Genomic DNA, 18,892 nt, shown 5'->3' with positions numbered 1-18,892 from the left:
GAAAGCCGCCCGAAGGCGGCTTTCCACTACGCTGCGGCCCGGGGCCGCATCCTGCCGCTTACTTGGCAGGATAGTCGCGCTGGGTGTGGCCGATATAGAGCTGGCGCGGACGACCGATCTTGTAGTCGTCGCTCAGCATCTCGTGCCAGTGGGAGATCCAGCCAATGGTGCGCGATACGGCGAAGATCACCGTGAACATGTTGGTCGGAATTCCCATCGCCTTGAGAATAATGCCGGAATAGAAGTCGACATTGGGGTAGAGCTTGCGCTCCACGAAGTACTCGTCTTCCAGGGCGATCTGTTCCAGGCGCTTGGCGATCTTGAGTTGCGGGTCGTCAATGCCGAGCTCGGCCAGCACCTCGTCGCAGGTCTCTTTCATCACCTTGGCGCGCGGGTCGAAGTTGCGGTATACGCGATGGCCGAAGCCCATCAGCTTGAACGGGTCATCCTTGTCCTTGGCCTTGTCGATGAAGCGCTGGATGTTCTCCTCGGAATCGTCGCCGATCTCGTCGAGCATCTTCAGGACCGCCTCGTTGGCGCCGCCGTGAGCCGGGCCCCATAGCGCGGCGATGCCGGCGCTGATGCAGGCAAAGGGATTGGCCCCGGTGGAGCCGGCCAGGCGCACCGTGGAGGTGGAGGCGTTCTGCTCGTGGTCGGCATGGAGCATGAAGATGCGGTCCATGGCCTTGGCGTAGACCGGGTTGACCTTGTACTCCTCGCACGGGTTGCTGAACATCATGTAGAGGAAGTTCTCTGCATAGCTCAGGTCGTTGCGCGGGTAGTTGAACGGCTGGCCGACGTTATACTTATAGGACATCGCCGCAATGGTGGGCATCTTGGCGATCAGGCGGATGGCGCTGATCTCCCGATCCTTCTCGTCGGTAATGTCCATGTGGTCATGATAGAAGGCCGCCAGGCCGCCGACCACGCCGCACAGGATCGACATCGGGTGGGCGTCGCGTCGGAAGCCCTTGAAGAAGTTGTTGATCTGGTCATGGACCATGGTGTGGTTACGGACCCGCGACTCGAAGTCGGCATACTGCTCGTCGGTGGGAAGCTCGCCGAACAGCAGGGTATAGCACAGCTCGACGAAGTTGGATTCCTTGGCCAACTGATCGATCGGGTAGCCGCGGTGCAGCAGTACGCCCTTGGCGCCATCGATATAGGTGATGGCCGACTGGCACGAGGAGGTTGCCATGAAGCCGGGGTCGTAGGTGAACAGGCCATCGGCGCCGAGACCACGAACATCGACCACGTCAGGGCCCAGGGTACCTGAGTAGACCGGCAGCTCGATCGTCTTGTCCAGGCCGTCTACCGTCAGTGTCGCTTTCCTGTCAGCCATTCTGGCCTCCTCTCGAAGTCGAATAGAACGTTAACTCATTCTTTCGCAAACCCTGTTGAACCGCTGGCCCGCGAAAAAGGTTCGCCCACTATAGAAGCGTTCCCGGGATTGTCAATTGGGCCAAAGCGACCGCCTCGTTGTGCGAAAGAGCCTGTCTTGTACAGTATCTGGATAAGAAATGGTGCTTTGCACCACTAGAAGCCTAGCCGGTTGCGGGCTTCCTGACGATGCCCTCCTGGATAGCCATCAATTGCGCGTCGGCAGGCTTGTACCATGGTCGAGTGAAGGCGGTGCGCATTTGTCACTGGGGGTTCATGTCCCTATAATCCACACCGCGCGACTGGCAGGTACTCGTTGTCATGCCCGTCCCGGCAGCGGCGAGCCCCCTACCTCAAACCACCGCCCGCTCGAGCCTGGTCCCATCGGTTGTAGAGCGAGCCAAGAGAGTGTGTATAGAGCCGTGAATAGCAAACGACCCGTCAACCTAGACCTCACCACGATACATTTCCCGCTTCCCGCCTTGACGTCGATCGCCCACCGCATTACCGGCGTCATCTTGTTCGTTGGCCTCATCTTTGCCTTCTGGGCGCTCGACAAATCGCTGTCGTCGCCGGAAGGATTTGCAGCCGTCAAGGACGCGCTGGCGCATAACTTCCTGGCGAAGCTGATCGCCTGGGGTCTGCTGTCGGCACTGGCATTTCACTTCGTGGCTGGCATCAAGCACCTGCTGATGGATGCCGGTTTCGGCGTGACCCTTGAAGGTGGCGTCAAGAAGGCACAGGCCACTGTGGTCCTCAGTGCCGTCCTGATCATTCTGGCGGGAGTCTGGGTATGGTAACCAACATCACCAATCTGGGTCGTAGCGGCCTCTCCGACTGGCTTATCCAGCGTGTCTCGGCTGTCATCCTGGCGCTCTATACGGTTTTCATCGTCGCGTATCTGCTGTTCAATCCCGGGCTCGACTACGTCACCTGGAGCAACCTGTTTGCCCACACCTGGATGCGCATTTTCTCTCTACTGGCCTTTATTTCTCTTGCCGCGCACGCCTGGATCGGCCTGTGGACAGTGACTACCGACTACCTCAAGTCGACACCCATCCGCCTCGGCGCCCAGGTCGTCATCATCCTGGCCATTTTCATGTTCCTGGTCTGGGGCATCCAAGTTCTGTGGGGAGCCTGATTCATGTCTAACATGCGTACCTTGACCTACGACGCCATCATCATCGGCGGTGGCGGTTCCGGCCTGCGTGCCGCGCTCGAGCTGGCCAAGTCCGGCAAGAAGACCGCCGTGCTGTCCAAGGTCTTCCCGACTCGCTCGCACACCGTTTCCGCCCAGGGCGGGATCACCTGTGCCATCGCTTCGGCCGACCCCAATGACGATTGGCGCTGGCATATGTACGACACCGTCAAGGGCGGTGACTACATCACCGACCAGGACGCGGCCGAGTACATGTGCTCCGAGGGTCCCAAGGCGGTCTTCGAGCTCGAGCACATGGGCCTGCCGTTCTCGCGCTTCGACAACGGCCGGATCTACCAGCGACCGTTCGGCGGTCAGTCCAAGAACTTCGGCGAAGGCGGCCAGGCCGTCGGGCAGCCAGTGATAGCCGCCGCATGCCTCCGGTCATGCCCTGTTGCACACGCTTTACCAGAACAACCTGAAGAACAACACGACCTTCCTCAACGAGTGGTTCGCGGTCGATCTGGTCAAGAACGCCAATGGCGACGTGGTGGGTTGCATCGCCATGTGCATCGAGACCGGCGAAGTGGTGCACGTCAAGTCCAAGGCCACCGTCATGGCCACCGGCGGTGCCGGGCGGATCTACGCCTCCACCACCAACGCCCTGATCAATACCGGCGACGGTATCGGCATGGCGCTGCGCGCCGGTTTCCCGATGCAAGACATGGAGATGTGGCAGTTCCACCCCACCGGCATCTACGGTGCCGGCGTGCTGGTCACCGAAGGCTGCCGCGGCGAGGGTGGCTATCTGGTCAATAAGGACGGCGAGCGTTTCATGGAGCGCTATGCGCCCAATGCCAAGGACCTTGCCGGCCGCGACGTGGTGGCGCGCTCCATGGTCATGGAGATCCTCGAGGGCCGTGGCTGCGGCGAGAATGGCGACCACGTCTTCCTCAAGCTCGACCACCTGGGCGATGAGGTGCTCAACAAGCGCCTGCCGGGCATCAGCGAGCTGTCCAAGATCTTTGCCCACGTCGATCCGGTCAATGCGCCGATCCCCGTGGTGCCGACCTGCCACTACATGATGGGCGGGATCCCGACCAACGTGCACGGCCAGGCGATCATGCAGGACGCTGACGGCAATGATCGCATCGTCAACGGCTTGTTCGCCTGCGGCGAGGCAGCCTGCGTCTCGGTGCACGGCGCCAACCGACTGGGCGGCAACTCGCTGCTCGACCTGGTGGTATTCGGCCGCGCGGCCGGCATGTTCATCGAAGGCGCGCTCAACGAGGGTATCGACTATCTTGATGCTTCCGAGAGCGACATCGACGCGGCCATGAAGCGCATGACCCGCTGGAACGAGTCCTCCGGCGGGGAGTCCGTGGCGGCCCTCAAGACCGAACTGCAGAGCATCATGCAGAACTCCTTCGGCGTGTTCCGTCAGGAGGAGCACATGCAGGAGGGCGTCAAGAAGCTGGCCGACCTGCGTGGCCGCATCGCCGAGGCGCATCTGGTCGACAAGTCCGGTGCCTTCAATACGGCACGCGTCGAGGCGCTCGAGCTCGACAACCTGATGGAAGTGGCCGAGGCTACCGCCATCGCGGCGTTGGAGCGCAAGGAGAGCCGTGGTGCGCATTCCCGCTACGACTATCCGGATCGTGACGACACCAACTGGCTGAAGCACTCCATGTACTTCCCGACCGAGAAGCGGGTCGGCAAGCGCGACGTCAACTTCAAGCCGAAGACCGTCGACACCTTCGAGCCGAAAATCCGTACTTACTAAGGGGGAGTCACGAGATGCTTCAGGTATCCATTTACCGCTACAACCCGGAAACCGACTCCGCGCCCTACATGCAGGAGTACCAGCTCGACACCCAGGGCCGCGACCTGATGGTCCTGAACGTACTGGAGATGCTCAAGGCCGAGGACACCACCCTGGCCTTCCGTCGCAGTTGCCGCGAGGGCGTATGCGGTTCCGACGGCATGAACATGAACGGCAAGAACGGCCTGGCCTGCATCACTTCGATATCCGACGTGGTCAAGGACAACAAGCTGGTGCTGCGTCCGCTGCCGGGCCTGCCGGTGGTGCGCGACCTGGTGGTCGACATGGGACTGTTCTACAAGCAGTACGAACGCATCCAGCCGTACCTGCAGAACGATGAGCCGGCCCCGGCCATCGAGCGCCTGCAGTCGCCGGAGGATCGCGACAAGCTCGACGGGCTCTACGAGTGCATCCTGTGCGCCTGCTGCTCGACCTCCTGTCCGTCATTCTGGTGGAACCCGGACAAGTTCGTCGGCCCGGCCGGCCTGCTGCAGTCCTACCGCTTCCTGGCGGATTCGCGTGACACTGCGACTCGCGAGCGCCTGGCCGAGCTGGAGGATCCGTTCAGCGTGTTCCGCTGCCGCGGCATCATGAACTGCGTCGCGGTATGTCCGAAGGGGCTCAACCCGACGCGGGCGATCGGCAAGATTCGCGACATGCTGCTGGCGAATGCCACTTAAATCGTGGCGCGTAGCTTGCTATCATACTGGCCGCAGTGCGACCGCGACGTCATGTCGCGGTCGGCTCGCTGACAACAGCAAGAGAGCCGGTGCCACAGGTACCGGCTCTTGAGCATGAATCGCAAGGATTCCGGCTTCGCGGCCGGAACCGCCGGGAAGAGAAGATGCCCCCACCGGCAGGGGCACCAGCCAAGCCGTCGCGGCTGGCCCGCAACGGCGCCGACAACACCCCATCAGTGTAGGGTGACCGAGAGATGCAACAAGGCATAATGGAGTTGATGTGGAACAGCTCCCACGTGAGCGGCAGCAACGTTCACTATGTGGAAGCGCTCTACGAGCAATACCTCGCCGACCCAGGTTCCGTGCCCGAAGAATGGCGAACCTACTTCGATCAGCTGCCGAGCGTCGATGGCAGCGCCTCCCACGATGTCCCCCTCAGCCCCGTGCGCGATCAGTTCCAGCAGTTGGCCCGTGCGCGTCGGACGACCATCGCTGCAGCCGCCGCCGACAGTGGCGAGAGCAAGAAGCAGGTCAAGGTGTTGCAGTTGATCAACGCCTACCGCTTCCGGGGGCATCAGAAAGCCGACATCGACCCGCTCAAGCTGCGCAGCCAAGCTCCCATTCCCGACCTCGACCTCTCCTTCCACCAGCTTTCACCGGCCGATCTGGATACCGAATTCCAGACCGGCTCTTTCTTTCTGGGGATCGACAAGGCACCGCTGCGCAAGATCGTCGAGGCGCTGGAGCAGACCTACTGCCGTTCGATCGGCTGCGAGATCATGCACATCGTCGATACCGAGGAGAAGCGCTGGCTGCAGCAGCGCTTCGAATCGGTGCGCTCGGCGCCGAAGTACAGTAACGAGGTGCGCAAGCACCTGCTGGAGCGCCTGACCGCCGCGGAGGGCCTGGAGAATTATCTGGCCTCCAAGTACCCGGGCACCAAGCGCTTCGGCCTCGAGGGTGGTGAGTCGTTCATCCCCATGATGGACGAGCTGATTCAGCGTGGTGGTGGCTACGGCATCAAGGAGATGGTCATCGGCATGGCCCACCGTGGCCGCCTCAACCTGCTGGTCAACATCCTTGGCAAGAACCCTTCCGAACTGATCGACGAGTTCGACGGCAAGAAGCTGATCGAGCGCGGCTCGGGCGACGTCAAGTACCATCAGGGCTTCAGCTCCAACGTCATGACACCGGGGGGCGAGGTCCACCTGGCCTTGGCCTTCAACCCCTCCCACCTGGAGATCGTATCGCCGGTGGTCGAGGGCTCGGTGCGTGCCCGCCAGGATCGCCGCGACGATTTCGAAGGCACCAAGGTCCTGCCGATCAACGTGCATGGCGATGCGGCCTTCGCCGGCCAGGGCGTGGTCATGGAGACATTCCAGATGTCCCAGACCCGCGCCTACAAGACCGGCGGTACGGTGCACATCGTCATCAACAACCAGGTCGGCTTCACCACCTCGCACCCGCAGGACACGCGCTCCACCGAGTACTGCACCGATATCGCCAAGATGGTCCAGGCACCGATCTTTCACGTCAACGGCGACGATCCGGATGCCGTGCTGCACGCGACTCAGGTGGCACTGGACTATCGCCAGCAGTTCAAGAAGGACGTGGTCATCGACCTGGTCTGCTACCGTCGCCGCGGCCACAACGAGGCCGACGAGCCATCCGGCACCCAGCCGCTGATGTACCGCAAGATCAAGGATCATCCTTCCTCGCGGACTCTCTATGTCCAGCGCCTGGTAGAGCAGGGCGTGGTCACGGAGGACGAGGCCAAGGCGATGATCGAGACCTACCGCGAGGACCTGATGGCCGGCAACCACGTGGCCAACGCCCTGGTGCAGGAGCCCAATACCTCGCTGTTCGTCGACTGGAAGCCCTACCTCGGCCATGAGTGGAGCGGTTACGCCGACACCAGCGTCGAGATGAAGCGCCTGCAGCGGCTCGCCGCGCGCATGTGCGAAATTCCCGACGGCGTCGAGGTCCAGCGCCAGGTGGCCAAGATCTACGAGGACCGCCGCAAGATGCAGGCCGGCGGTCTGGGCCTTAACTGGGGCTTCGCCGAAACCCTGGCCTACGCCACCCTGCTCGACGAGGGCCATCCGGTACGCATCACCGGCCAGGACGTGGGACGCGGTACCTTCTCTCACCGCCATGCGGTAGTGCACAACCAGAAGGACGGTTCCACTTACGTGCCGCTGCAGCACATGTCCGACGGCCAGCCGCGCTTCACCATCCACGACTCCTTCCTCTCCGAGGAGGCGGTGCTGGCGTACGAATACGGTTACTCCACCACGGCCCCCAACGACCTGGTGATCTGGGAAGCGCAGTTCGGCGACTTCTTCAACGGCGCGCAGGTGGTGGTCGACCAGTTCATCTCGTCGGGCGAGACCAAGTGGGGCCGATTGTGCGGCCTGACCATGCTGCTGCCGCACGGCTACGAGGGCCAGGGGCCGGAGCACTCTTCCGCACGCCTCGAGCGTTTCCTGCAGATGTGCGCCGAGCACAACATGCAGGTCTGCGTGCCCACCACGCCGGCGCAGATCTTCCATCTGCTGCGGCGCCAGGTGATCCGTCCGCTGAGAAAGCCCTTGGTGGTGATGTCGCCCAAGAGCCTGCTGCGTCACAAGGAGGCGACTTCCAGCCTCGACGATCTGGCCAACGGTCATTTCCACATGGTGCTGGCGGATCAGGGCAACCTCGAGGCCCAGAAGGTCAAGCGCGTCGTCATGTGTGCCGGCAAGGTCTACTACGACCTGGCAGCATGGCGCGCCGAGAACGAGCGCGAAGACACCGCCATCGTGCGCATCGAGCAGCTCTACCCCTTCCCCAAGGAGGAGCTCTTCGAGGCGCTCAAGGACTACGCCAACCTCGAGAGCGTGGTGTGGTGTCAGGAGGAGCCGCTCAATCAGGGCGCCTGGTATTCGAGCCAGCATCACATGCGGACCGTGGCCGACATGCTCAAGGCCGGCCTGGGCGGCGAGCTCAAGTTCGCCGGTCGCCCGGCATCGGCAGCACCCGCGGCGGGCTACATGTCCGTGCATACCGAACAGCAGCGCCAGCTGGTGGAAGACGCCTTCAATCTTTGAGGCGACCCACCGGGACGAGAGAGAACATACAAGGGAAACGACATGGCTACCGAGATCAAAGCGCCCACCTTTCCGGAATCCGTTGCCGAAGGCAGCGTGGCGGCCTGGCACAAGAAGCCGGGGGACAGTGTCGAGCGCGATGAGCTGATCGTCGAGATCGAAACGGACAAGGTGGTGCTCGAGGTGGTGGCGCCCGAAGCCGGCACCCTCTCCGAGGTGCTGGCGGAAGAGGGCGACACCGTGCAGTCCGAGCAGGTGCTGGGCAGGATCGGGGAAGGCGCCGCCAAGGGCGGCGAGAAGAAGAGCGAGAAAAGCAGCGAGAAGGCCGACGCCAAGGCCGAGCCGAAGAGCGAAGCCAAGAGCGAGACCAAGGCGGCGCCTGCCGCTGGCGGCAAGTCCCATGAGGTGAAGGCACCGACCTTCCCCGAGTCGATCCAGGAAGGCACCGTGGCCACCTGGCACAAGCAGGTCGGCGAGGCGGTGAAGCGCGACGAAGTGCTGGCCGATATCGAGACCGACAAGGTGGTGCTCGAAGTGGTTGCACCGGCTGACGGCGCCATCGCCGAGATCAAGGTGGAAGAGGGCAGCCAGGTCGAGTCCGAAGCCGTGTTGGCGATCTTCACCGAGGGGGCGGGCGGCGCCGCTACTGCGGCAGATGAAACACCCGCGGCTTCCGCCGACGACGGCTCCGGCGATGAGAAGGTCGGCGACAAGATCCTGGCGCCGGCGGCGCGCAAGATGGTTGCCGAGCATGACCTCGACGTCAGCAAGATCGACGGTACCGGCAAGGGCGGTCGCATCCTCAAGGAGGACGTGCAGCGCGCCGTTCAGGCCGGTACGGCCAAGAAGAGCGCTGCCACCCCGGCCGCCGCACCCAAGCAGGCCGCCGCTGCCGCGCCAGTCGTCGAGGGCGAGCGTCCCGAGAAGCGCGTGCCGATGAGCCGCCTGCGCCAGACCATCGCCAAGCGCCTGGTCCAGGCCCAGCAGACCGCCGCCATGCTCACCACCTACAACGAGGTGGACATGGGCGCGGTGATGGAGCTGCGCGCACAGTACAAGGACACCTTCCTCAAGGCCCACGACGTCAAGCTCGGCTTCATGGGCTTCTTCGTCAAGGCGGCCGCCGAGGCGCTCAAGCGCTTCCCTGACGTCAATGCCTCCATCGACGGCACCGACATCGTCTACCACGGCTACCAGGACATCGGCGTGGCGGTGTCCACCGACCGTGGCCTGGTGGTACCGGTGCTGCGCGATACCGACAGCATGAAGATCGCCGACGTCGAGAAGGGCATCGTCGACTTCGGCAAGCGCGCACGTGATGGCAAGCTCGGCATCGACGAGATGCAGGGCGGTACCTTCACCATCACCAACGGCGGCATCTTCGGCTCGCTGATGTCGACGCCGATCATCAACCCGCCGCAGACCGCCATCCTGGGCATGCACAAGATCCAGGAGCGTCCCATGGCCGTCAACGGCAAGGTCGAGATCCGCCCAATGATGTACCTGGCCCTGTCATACGATCACCGTATGATCGACGGCAAGGATGCGGTGCAGTTCCTGGTCACCATCAAGGAGCTGCTCGAGGATCCGGCGCGCCTGTTGCTGGATATCTGATGGCGCCCGAATCAACGGACTCAAACGCGAACCGATCAACAGGAAAACCACATGGCCGATAAATTTGATGTGATCGTCATCGGTGCGGGCCCCGGGGGCTACGTAGCCGCCATCCGTGCCGCCCAGTTGGGGCTGAAGACTGCCTGCGTCGAGAAATGGGTCAACAAGGAAGGCAAGACCGTGCATGGCGGTACCTGCCTGAACGTGGGCTGCATCCCCTCCAAGGCGCTGCTCGAGACGTCCCACAAGTTCGTCGAGGCGCGCGATCACTTCGCCGAGATCGGCATCGATCTCGAAGCACCCAAGGCCAACGTGGCCAAGATGCTGGAGTTCAAGAACTCCGTCATCGCCAAGAACGTGGGCGGTATCAGCGCGCTGTTCAAGGCCAACGGCGTCACCGCAATCGACGGCACCGGCAAGGTGGTCGGCACCAAGAAGGTCGAAGTCACCGGCCATGACGGCGAGACGGCGACCTATGAAGCCGACAACATCGTCATTGCCGCGGGTTCGGTGCCGGTAGAGATTCCGCCGACCCCGCTGCACGAGGACATCGTCGTTACCTCCACCGGTGCGCTTGAGTTCACCGAAGTGCCGAAGCGACTTGGCGTGATCGGCGCCGGCGTGATCGGGCTCGAGCTGGGCAGCGTATGGAGCCGCCTGGGCGCCGAGACCGTCGTGCTCGAGGCCATGGATACCTTCCTGCCGATGGTGGACAAGGATGTAGCCAAGGAGACCCAGAAGCTGCTCAAGAAGCAGGGCCTGGACATCAAGCTTAGCGCACGCGTCACCGGCTCCGAGGTCAAGGGCAACGAGGTGGTGGTCAAGTACAGCGACAAAGATGGCGATCAGGAGGTGACCTTCGACAAGCTGATCGTCTGCGTTGGCCGCCGCCCTTACACCAAGGGCGTAGTCGACGAGGGCGTCGGCGTTGGCCTGGACGAGCGTGGTTTCATCCACGTCGACGACCAGTGCCGCACCAGCGTGCCGGGCATCTATGCCATCGGCGACTGCGTACGCGGCCCGATGCTGGCTCACAAGGCCTCCGAAGAGGGCGTGATGGTGGCGGACATCATCGCCGGCCACAAGGCCGAGATGAACTACGACGCCATTCCCAGCGTGATCTACACTTCGCCGGAAGTGGCCTGGGTCGGCATGAACGAGCAGGAGGCCAAGGCCAAGGGCATCGAGGTCAAGACCGGCAGCTTCCCGTTCTCGGCCAACGGCCGGGCACTGGCCAACAACGCGCCCGAGGGCATGGCCAAGGTCATTGCCGACGCCGAGACCGACCGCATCCTGGGCATGCACATCGTCAGCCAGCATGCCGGCGAATTGATCGCCCAGGGCGTAATCGCCATGGAGTTCGGCTCCAGCGCCGAGGACCTGGCGCTGACCTGCTATGCCCACCCGAGCACCTCCGAAGCGATTCACGAGGCGGCGCTGGCGGTGGACGGCCATGCCATCCATATGGCCAACCGCAAGAAGCGCAAGTAAGCCAGCCCATGCAGTACAACAAGCGCCATCCAGAGGGATGGCGCGTCGTGCCCGGCCATGTACCGGGGGCGGACGGGGGTGACCCGACAACGACCGTCGCAGGCGGTGTTTCGCGGTTACCATTCGAGTCACATGCAACCAATGGCATGAATCGATGAACCTTCACGAGTATCAAGGCAAGCAGCTGTTTGCTGATTATGGTCTGCCGGTTTCCAAGGGCTTTGCGGTCGATACCCCCGAGGAAGCGGCGGAAGCCTGCAGGAAAATCGGCGGCGACATGTGGGTCGTCAAGGCCCAGGTTCACGCCGGTGGCCGCGGCAAGGCCGGCGGCGTCAAGCTGATCAAGAGCCCGGAAGAAGCCAAGGCCTTCGCCGAGCAGTGGCTGGGCAAGAATCTGGTGACCTACCAGACCGACGAGAACGGTCAGCCGGTTGCCAAGATCCTGGTCGAGAACTGCACCGACATCGCCAATGAGCTCTACCTGGGCGCGGTGGTCGATCGTGCCACCCGTCGCGTGGTGTTCATGGCTTCCACCGAGGGCGGCGTCGAGATCGAGAAGGTCGCCGAGGAAACCCCGGAGAAGATCCTCAAGGCCGAGATCGATCCGCTGGTCGGCGCGCAGCCGTACCAGGCGCGCGAGCTGGCCTTCGCCCTGGGCCTGAAGGGCGACCAGGTCAAGCAGTTCACCAAGATCTTCCTGGGCCTGTCGCGCCTGTTCCACGAGAAGGACCTGGCGCTGCTCGAGATCAACCCGCTGGTGATCACCGACGAAGGCAACCTGCACTGCCTCGACGCCAAGCTCAACCTGGACAGCAACGCCCTGTACCGCCATCCGGACCTGCAGGCGATGCGTGACCCCTCCCAGGAGGACGAGCGCGAAGCCGAAGCGGCGGCGTGGGAACTGAACTACGTGGCCCTGGAAGGCAACATCGGCTGTATGGTCAACGGCGCTGGCCTGGCCATGGGCACCATGGACATCATCAAGCTCAACGGCGGCCAGCCGGCCAACTTCCTCGACGTGGGCGGCGGTGCGACCAAGGAGCGCGTGGCGGAAGCCTTCAAGCTGATTCTCTCCGACGATTCCGTCAAGGCCGTGCTGGTCAATATCTTCGGCGGTATCGTGCGCTGCGACATGATCGCCGAGGGCATCATCGGTGCCGTCGAGCAAGTCGGCGTCAACGTGCCGGTAGTGGTACGTCTCGAAGGTAACAACGCCGAGCTGGGCGCCGAGAAGCTGGCCTCCAGCGGTCTGAACATCATCGCTGCTACCAGTCTGACCGATGCGGCTCAGCAGGTCGTCAAGGCAGCGGAGGGCAAGTAATGAGCATCCTGATCGACAAGAACACCAAGGTCATCTGCCAGGGCTTCACCGGCGGGCAGGGGACCTTCCACTCCGAGCAGGCGATCGCCTATGGCACCCAGATGGTCGGCGGCGTGACCCCGGGCAAGGGCGGCCAGGAGCACTTGGGCCTGCCGGTGTTCAACACCGTCAAGGAAGCGGTCGAGAAGACCGGTGCCGAGGCCAGCGTGATCTACGTCCCGGCCGCCTTCTGCAAGGACTCGATCCTCGAAGCCGCCAATGCCGGCATCAAGCTGATCGTATGCATCACCGAGGGCATCCCGACGCTGGACATGCTCGACGTCAAGGTGAAGTGCGACGAGCTGGGCGTGCGCCTGATCGGCCCGAACTGCCCCGGCGTGATCACCCCGGGCGAGAGCAAGATCGGCATCATGCCGGGTCACATCCACCAGCCGGGCCGTGTGGGTATCGTGTCGCGCTCCGGCACCCTGACCTACGAAGCGGTCAAGCAGACCACCGATCACGGCTTCGGCCAGTCCACCTGCGTGGGCATCGGCGGCGACCCGATCCCGGGCTCCAACTTCATCGACATCCTCGAGATGTTCGAGAATGACCCGAAGACCGAGGCGATCGTCATGATCGGTGAAATCGGCGGTACCGCCGAAGAAGAGGCCGCGGCCTTCATCAAGGCCAACGTGACCAAGCCGGTGGTTTCCTACATCGCGGGTGTCACCGCGCCTCCGGGCAAGCGCATGGGTCATGCCGGTGCCATCATCTCCGGTGGCAAGGGCACTGCCGACGAGAAGTTTGCCGCGCTGGAAGATGCCGGCGTGCGCACCGTCCGCTCCCTGGCCGAGATCGGCGATGCACTGAAGGACGTCACCGGCTGGTAAGCCGCGGCGATCCGTCAGACGAGAGGGCGCCCTTCGGGGCGCCCTTTTTCGTGACCGGCAAAAGGCATTTCATGTCTAGTCGTGCCGCACGCAAGGTCAGCCGAGCAGGCCGAGGTCGCTGCCATCGTGCATGCCGAGCAGCGCAACGTCCTGGCCATCCGTGCCGGTGATGGCGGGCTTGGGATCGTCGCCATAGGCGCGGTAGGCAAAGCGCCATGCCTCGCCGGGGTCGAGTTCGCCGGCACTGTCGTCGCGGATGAGGTAGGTATCGCCATCGCGGTTGAGCTCGCCATTCCACAGGGTGTCGATGGCATCGTCGCTTTCCAGGCGCAGCTCCGGCGCGGTGAGGGGGGAATCGGTCACGTTCTCGACGAATATCTCGGCGATGTAGCCGTCGTCCCAGCGCTGCGTCGTGCTGCCCGATACCATCAGCTCGGCGTCATCGTCCACCAGGCCGGCGGGAATGGCATTGTCGCCGAGTATGTCATCGGCCGCAGGGGCGTCGAGCGCGGCGGCCTGGAAGGTGCCACGGGATGCCGTATGCAGTACGGTGCCAGCATCGAAGCTGACGAACTCCACTTCCTCGAGCGTATCCGTCGCTTCCTTGTCGCTCCGAACAGTGATGTGGTCGCCGTCGAACTCGATCTGGTAGGCATCGATCGGGCCGCTATAGCGCACCGTATCGATGCCTGCTCCTCCGCTCAGTAGATCGTCGCCGTCGTACCAGTCGTCGCCGGGGCCACCCTCAAGCACGTCGTGGCCGGCGCCGCCGAACAACTCATCATGGCCCAGCCCGCCATTGAGGTAGACGCCGTCGTCGCTGCCTTGAAGCACATCGCTGCGCCGCGAGCCCTGTACGTAGTCGAAGCGCACCTCGTTGGCCTCGGCATCGGTGATGGCGCCGAAGCTCTCGCCGCCGGCATTGACCCATAGCGCCGGTGAGAGTTCATCGGCCTCGGCGTTGCGACTCGACTGGGCGACGCGGACTTGATTGTCATGGTCGCGTCCGCCGTGAAAGTTGATGTCGCGGTCGGTGAAGTCGACCTCGATCTCGTTGCCGACGGAGGAGCGCCAGGAGGCGAACAGTACGCCATGGCGCATGCCGCTGTCTTCGAGATGGCTGAAGTTGCCGTCATAGCTCTCCTTCAGCTCGAAGCCGTAGCCGTTGCCGCCGCTGCCCTTGTTGAAGGCTCCCTCGGCACGCAGTGAGTCGGCCTCGAGATCCAGCGAGCGGGCAAAATGGAAAGCCGTCGAGGGGCCGTTCTCGACCGCGACATCCTCCAGGTGGGCATTGGTGGCGCCATCCAGGCGTATGGCCTGGTAGCCGGTCAGGTTGCCTTGGGTATTCGAGAACACGGAAGCGTCTGGGGTGCCCAATTCGTAGTTGACGGTGAAGCCTTCGAGGGACACGTCATCGACGGGCGCGAGCCGCTCCAGCTCGGCCTGCCCCCCGGCGAAATCGAAGTGCGCGCCACGGTCGAGCGTGATGGTGTCGCCGCTCACGGCCTCGACCTTGGCCATGCTGGTGCGCAATTCGGCATGCGCCTGCTTGCGCCAGGAGGTGTCGCCGATCTCGTCGAAGAATTCGGTGTCGTTGTCTTGCCAGATCCGCACCGTGTCGCCGTGCTCCAGACCATGGCCGGCGCCGAGCCGTACGTTCCGCTCGCCTTCGCCAAGGTCGGCGGCGAGCGTACCGAGCGTCTCGCCCCGCATGTCGCCTTCGACTCCGATACCGAAGCGATCGTTGTCGTCGAGGGCGGCATCGGTGAACGTCAGCGTGGTGGAGTCGGTGCCCGCCCCCTTGAGAGTGATATCGGAGCGGTTGATGCGCAGGGCCTGGTCGAATCGGTAGTCGCCCGGCTCCAGAAGCAGGGTCGACTCGTTCGGGGCGGTGTCGATCAGCTCCTGGAGTTCTCGGGCCGATGTGCCGCGGGCGACATCGATGGTCGGCATGTTGGTTCCTCCTGATGAGTCATTCTCGGCCCCGTGCCATCGCTGCCAGGGGCCATGCGATCTGCAGCGGCATCAGTTATCTTCCGCTTCGCTGCGCATGCTATCGAGCTTGGGGCAAGTAACAAGAGCGCTCGGGCGATGAGGGATTGTAAGTACAGGGAGTTTTTACATTTAATCGAGGGATTGAGGTGGCCGGTTCCGTTATTTAATTGAAACGTTGGATATTTTCATTCCTAGGTCGAGTTCGGCTTTTTGATGCCTTACTTTTCCTCTCATTAATACACAAAAATATTAATAAGTTAGCCGAGTGCCCAGGAACGGTTTGTTACGGTGCCGTTCCGCAAGCTGTGGTAAGGCCTGCAATTGCCCTTTCATGTCGATTCAGTGAGCACCATGCCTCCGAGAACACAAAGCGACTTCCAGCATGCGCTAAGGCGCTGTCGACCCGCTCTGCTATGGGTGGCAGGCTTCAGCCTGTTCATCAATCTGCTGATGCTGACGCCGGCACTCTATATGCTGCAGGTCTATGATCGGGTCATCACCAGCGGCAGCAAGGAGACCCTGCTCATGCTGACCCTGGTGGCGATCTTTCTGCTGGCGGTCATGGTGGGGCTGGAACTGGTGCGCTCACGGTTGCTGGTGAGGGTGGGTAACCACCTCGATACCTTGGTGAGCGGACGCCTGTATCGCGCCATGTTCAGCCGTGGTCTGGCGTCTCCGGGCGAGGGCAGCGGCCAACCCCTCGATGATCTCAGGACGGTGCGCCAGTTCATTTCGGGCAATGGCCTGTTCGCCTTCTTCGATGCGCCCTGGGTGCCCATCTATTTGATCATCCTGTTCGTGTTCAACGTGTGGTTCGGGGTTTTCGCGACCGGTGCCGGATTGCTGCTGCTGGGGCTGGCGATCGTCAACGAGAAGGCCTCCCAGCGCCTGCTGGCCGAAGCCGGGCACGAGCACATACAGGCCCAGGCACAGCTCGGCAGCAACCTGCGCAACGCCGAGGTCCTGCACGCCATGGGTATGCTGCCGGCGATCATGCAACGCTGGGAAGTACGTCACGTGAAAGCGCTGATCAGGCAGTCCCAGGCCAGCGATCGCAGCAGTGGGTTGAGCAACCTGTCCAAGGGGCTACGCATCCTGGCGCAGTCGCTGATTCTCGGGCTGGGTGCACTATTGGTGCTGGAGGCGAGCATTACGCCGGGCATGATGATAGCCGCTTCGATCATCATGGGGCGGGCGCTGGCGCCCATCGACCAGATGATCGGCAGTTGGAAGAGCTTCGTGGGCTGCCGCGACGCCTATCAGCGGCTCGACGCGTTGTGCCGCGACGTGGCGGTGGAGACGCGTCGCTTGTCGCTGCCCCCGCCCAAGGGGGAGGTCGCGGCCGAATCCCTGACACTCGCGCCACCGGGAGCGGCAAAGCCGGTGTTGCACGAACTCGACTTTCACATCGCATGTGGTGAACACGTCGGCATCATCGGGCCGAGCGCTGCGGGCAAGACCACGCTGGCGCGCGCCCTGCTGGGCGTCTGGGTGCCGGAATCGGGAGCGGTCCGGCTCGACGGTGCCGATCTGAGGCACTGGAACCGTGACGAGCTGGGTCCGCACATCGGCTATCTGCCCCAGGACATCGAGCTTTTCGATGGCACGATCAGTCAGAACATCGCGCGCTTCGGCGAGGTCGACGACGCGCAAGTGGTAACGGCGGCGAAGAAGGCGGGCGTGCACGAGATGATCCTGCGAATGCCCGAAGGCTACGAGACGCCTATCGGTGCCGCCAGCGGTGCGCTCTCGCGTGGGCAGCGACAGCGTATCGGCCTGGCGCGAGCGCTGTACGGCAGACCCGTGCTCATCGTGCTCGACGAACCCAACGCCAATCTCGACGATGCCGGCGAGCGGGCGCTGGCCGAGGCGCTGCGTCAGCTCAAGGCGGAGGGGACGACGCTGTTCGTGATCAGCCATCGGCGCAGCGTGCTGGCCGATGTCGACAAGCTGATGGTACTGAACGACGGCCGGCTGCGTCTGCTGGGGGCACGCGACGAGGTGCTGGCGCGCATCGCGGTGCCGAGGTCCAGTCAGACGGTGCCCGGCAAGCCTTCACGATCCCGAGCATCGCACGCAGAGCTGACGGCAGGAGTGGGTGTGTCATGAACAGCGAACACGTCACGCCAAAGACGTTGCCCATCGACGGGCGTCGCTACCGTCGCTTGGGCCTGCTCATTCTGCTGGTCGCCTTCGGCGGATTCGGTGGCTGGGCGCTGGCCGCCAACCTGGCGATTGCCGTCGTGGCCCCGGGCAAGGTCTCGGTCGCATCGTTCAAGAAGACGGTACAGCACTATGAGGGGGGGATCGTCAGGGAAATCCGCGTGGCCGACGGCGATCACGTCGAGGCCGGCGATGTGCTGATGGTGCTCGACAACACCCGAGCAGCGTCTCAGCTCCAAGTGGCGAGAGCGCAGTATCTGATCAACCGAGCCAGCGAAGTGCGCCTGACCGCCGAACTCGCCGAGGAGACGACCCTGGTATTTCCCGAGGAACTGCTGGAGAGCGATTCCCAGCGTGTCAACGAGGTGTTGGCGGTACAGCATGGGCTGTTCTTCTCGCGGCGGCAGTCATTGCAAAGCAATCTCGAAACACTCGATCAGCAGACTCGCCAGTATGAGGAGCAGCGCGAGGGCTTGAAGTCCCTGGTGGAGTACAACCGCCAGCAGATCGCCTCGTTGCGCGAGGAGGCTGACGATCTGCGCAGCCTGTTCGAACGTGGCCACGGCGATCGACAACGCCTGCGCGAGCTGGAGCGCGACATCCTCGAACTCGAAGGGGAAACCGCCCAGCAGCAATCCGTGATTGCCCGTATCGCGGCGCAGATCAGCGAGAACGAGCTGCAAAAGCAGATCCGCCGGCAGGAATTCCAGGCGGAGGCCGGCGAACAGCTGCGCGAAGTGCAGGAGCAGATCGCCGATGCCGAGGAGCGGATCACGGCGCTGTCCGACGAAGTGCGCCGTACCACGGTGACCGCGCCGGTGGCGGGGACCGTGGTCGGCCTGCAGCTGCATACGCTGGGGGCGGTGATCGGCGCGGGTGATCCGATCCTGGATATCGTGCCCAGCGACGAGGGCTTCGTGGTCGAGGCGCGCGTGCCGGTCAGTGACGTCGACAGCCTGTATGTCGGACAGTCGGCCGAGGTTCGCTTCAGTGCCTTCAACCAGGGGCTCACCCATGCCGTCGCCGGCGAGGTGATCCATGTCTCGGCCGACAGCTTCGAGGACGAGAGCACCGGGCGCGACTTCTATCGGGCTCGGGTGCGAGTCACCGACGAGGGGCGTGAAGAGATGACCTCCGACATGCGTCTTCTGGCAGGCATGCCGGCCGAGGTCATGATCCACACCGGCGAACGCACCTTCGCCAGCTACCTGGTCAAGCCGATCGGAGATGTGTTGGCCAGGGCCATGCGCGACTAGATGCGCCGCATCGAGCGTTGAGGGTCGTGGTGAGCGGGCAGGGCGCCATGGGTTACGCTGAGGGAAACCTT

General features: G+C 63.3%; 12 protein-coding genes and 1 pseudogene. 11 read left to right on the top strand and 2 right to left on the bottom strand.

Translation table 11 applies throughout. From position 1 onward, the window contains the following. Positions 1 to 58: 58 nt before the first annotated feature. The gene (gltA, locus tag HBJ55_RS21805; protein WP_167120269.1) at positions 59 to 1,342 is read right to left on the bottom strand and encodes a citrate synthase; all 1,284 of its coding nucleotides are present in this window, start codon (positions 1,340 to 1,342) and stop codon (positions 59 to 61) included. Positions 1,343 to 1,802: 460 nt separating this feature from the next. Between gltA and sdhC the strand changes: the two genes are divergently transcribed. From sdhC to sucD, 9 genes and pseudogenes are all read left to right on the top strand, one after another. Beyond that, positions 1,803 to 2,180, top strand: a complete 378-nt coding sequence (sdhC, locus tag HBJ55_RS22505) for a succinate dehydrogenase, cytochrome b556 subunit (protein ID WP_338072067.1) — start codon at positions 1,803 to 1,805, stop codon at positions 2,178 to 2,180. Then, positions 2,174 to 2,521, top strand: a complete 348-nt coding sequence (sdhD, locus tag HBJ55_RS21795) for a succinate dehydrogenase, hydrophobic membrane anchor protein (protein ID WP_167120263.1) — start codon at positions 2,174 to 2,176, stop codon at positions 2,519 to 2,521. The genes sdhC and sdhD overlap by 7 nt, the downstream gene beginning before the upstream one ends. 81 nt (positions 2,522 to 2,602) lie before the next feature. Next, positions 2,603 to 4,301 (top strand): annotated as a pseudogene (sdhA, locus tag HBJ55_RS21790) (succinate dehydrogenase flavoprotein subunit). 14 nt (positions 4,302 to 4,315) lie between these two features. After that, complete coding sequence (locus HBJ55_RS21785; protein ID WP_167120260.1) at positions 4,316 to 5,020, top strand: succinate dehydrogenase iron-sulfur subunit; 705 nt, start codon at positions 4,316 to 4,318, stop codon at positions 5,018 to 5,020. Between the two features lie 254 nt (positions 5,021 to 5,274). Then, positions 5,275 to 8,109 carry a 2-oxoglutarate dehydrogenase E1 component gene (locus tag HBJ55_RS21780; protein ID WP_167120256.1) on the top strand — a complete coding sequence of 945 codons (2,835 nt, stop codon included), beginning with the start codon at positions 5,275 to 5,277 and terminating at the stop codon, positions 8,107 to 8,109. A gap of 42 nt (positions 8,110 to 8,151) precedes the next feature. Next, positions 8,152 to 9,723 carry a 2-oxoglutarate dehydrogenase complex dihydrolipoyllysine-residue succinyltransferase gene (odhB, locus tag HBJ55_RS21775; protein WP_167120253.1) on the top strand — a complete coding sequence of 524 codons (1,572 nt, stop codon included), beginning with the start codon at positions 8,152 to 8,154 and terminating at the stop codon, positions 9,721 to 9,723. Positions 9,724 to 9,774: 51 nt separating this feature from the next. Further along, the gene (gene lpdA / locus HBJ55_RS21770; RefSeq protein ID WP_167120250.1) at positions 9,775 to 11,214 is read left to right on the top strand and encodes a dihydrolipoyl dehydrogenase; all 1,440 of its coding nucleotides are present in this window, start codon (positions 9,775 to 9,777) and stop codon (positions 11,212 to 11,214) included. Positions 11,215 to 11,368: 154 nt separating this feature from the next. Continuing rightward, positions 11,369 to 12,535 (top strand): ADP-forming succinate--CoA ligase subunit beta, encoded by a 1,167-nt coding sequence (sucC, locus tag HBJ55_RS21765; RefSeq protein WP_167120246.1) that lies wholly within the window; start codon positions 11,369 to 11,371, stop codon positions 12,533 to 12,535. Further along, positions 12,535 to 13,407 (top strand): succinate--CoA ligase subunit alpha, encoded by an 873-nt coding sequence (gene sucD, locus HBJ55_RS21760; protein WP_167120243.1) that lies wholly within the window; start codon positions 12,535 to 12,537, stop codon positions 13,405 to 13,407. Before sucC ends, sucD begins: the two co-directional genes overlap by 1 nt. Positions 13,408 to 13,503: 96 nt before the next feature. Here sucD and HBJ55_RS21755 read toward each other — a convergent pair whose 3' ends face one another. Then, positions 13,504 to 15,360 (bottom strand): cellulose binding domain-containing protein, encoded by a 1,857-nt coding sequence (locus HBJ55_RS21755; protein WP_167120240.1) that lies wholly within the window; start codon positions 15,358 to 15,360, stop codon positions 13,504 to 13,506. A gap of 393 nt (positions 15,361 to 15,753) precedes the next feature. Between HBJ55_RS21755 and HBJ55_RS21750 the strand changes: the two genes are divergently transcribed. Further along, the gene (locus HBJ55_RS21750) at positions 15,754 to 17,511 is read left to right on the top strand and encodes a type I secretion system permease/ATPase (protein ID WP_167120238.1); all 1,758 of its coding nucleotides are present in this window, start codon (positions 15,754 to 15,756) and stop codon (positions 17,509 to 17,511) included. Continuing rightward, positions 17,508 to 18,821 (top strand): HlyD family type I secretion periplasmic adaptor subunit, encoded by a 1,314-nt coding sequence (locus HBJ55_RS21745; protein ID WP_167120235.1) that lies wholly within the window; start codon positions 17,508 to 17,510, stop codon positions 18,819 to 18,821. The genes HBJ55_RS21750 and HBJ55_RS21745 overlap by 4 nt, the downstream gene beginning before the upstream one ends. Positions 18,822 to 18,892 lie beyond the last annotated feature (71 nt).

It is taken from the genome of Billgrantia bachuensis (assembly GCF_011742165.1).
GTDB classification, from domain to species: Bacteria; Pseudomonadota; Gammaproteobacteria; order Pseudomonadales; family Halomonadaceae; genus Halomonas; species Halomonas bachuensis.
This window is presented reverse-complemented; position numbering and strand designations above follow the sequence as displayed.

Bases quoted from the DNA above. Each gene is read 5' to 3' on its own strand.
- sucC (WP_167120246.1), top strand. From the start codon at position 11,369: ATGAACCTTCACGAGTATCAAGGCAAGCAGCTGTTTGCTGATTATGGT.
- HBJ55_RS21745 (WP_167120235.1), top strand. From the start codon at position 17,508: ATGAACAGCGAACACGTCACGCCAAAGACGTTGCCCATCGACGGGCGT.
- HBJ55_RS21750 (WP_167120238.1), top strand. From the start codon at position 15,754: ATGCCTCCGAGAACACAAAGCGACTTCCAGCATGCGCTAAGGCGCTGT.
- HBJ55_RS21785 (WP_167120260.1), top strand. From the start codon at position 4,316: ATGCTTCAGGTATCCATTTACCGCTACAACCCGGAAACCGACTCCGCG.
- odhB (WP_167120253.1), top strand. From the start codon at position 8,152: ATGGCTACCGAGATCAAAGCGCCCACCTTTCCGGAATCCGTTGCCGAA.
- lpdA (WP_167120250.1), top strand. From the start codon at position 9,775: ATGGCCGATAAATTTGATGTGATCGTCATCGGTGCGGGCCCCGGGGGC.
- HBJ55_RS21780 (WP_167120256.1), top strand. From the start codon at position 5,275: ATGCAACAAGGCATAATGGAGTTGATGTGGAACAGCTCCCACGTGAGC.
- sucD (WP_167120243.1), top strand. From the start codon at position 12,535: ATGAGCATCCTGATCGACAAGAACACCAAGGTCATCTGCCAGGGCTTC.
- sdhD (WP_167120263.1), top strand. From the start codon at position 2,174: ATGGTAACCAACATCACCAATCTGGGTCGTAGCGGCCTCTCCGACTGG.
- HBJ55_RS21755 (WP_167120240.1), bottom strand. From the start codon at position 15,360: ATGCCGACCATCGATGTCGCCCGCGGCACATCGGCCCGAGAACTCCAG.
- gltA (WP_167120269.1), bottom strand. From the start codon at position 1,342: ATGGCTGACAGGAAAGCGACACTGACGGTAGACGGCCTGGACAAGACG.